We start from the raw sequence: 316 nt of genomic DNA on the forward strand, positions 1-316 counted from the left end.
CAGGCGAACTGATTTCGTTATCAGAACAAGAATTGGTGGATTGTGATACTGGATATAACCAAGGATGCAATGGAGGACTTATGGACTATGCATTTGAGTTCATAATCAACAATGGCGGCATTGATTCTGAAGAGGATTACCCTTACCGTGGTGACGAGGGTAAATGTGACTCAAATAAGAAAAATGCTATTGTTACTATTGATGGCCACGGATGGGTTCCTACCCAACTTGAGGAAGCCTTGAAACAGGGCATTGCAAATCAGCCAGTGGCCGTACCTATTCCAGCAGACGACTATGAATTTCAATATTATACATC

General features: G+C 42.1%; 1 protein-coding gene. It reads left to right on the top strand.

All coding sequences use genetic code 11. The annotated features are described in order from the left end of the window. Window positions 1-35: 35 nt before the first annotated feature. Window positions 36-316, top strand: a 281-nt coding sequence (locus L9G74_RS23985; RefSeq protein WP_238898548.1) for a C1 family peptidase, incomplete at its 3' end; no start/stop codon positions are given.

The organism is Shewanella electrica (assembly GCF_022321485.1).
GTDB lineage: Bacteria > Pseudomonadota > Gammaproteobacteria > Enterobacterales > Shewanellaceae > Shewanella > Shewanella electrica.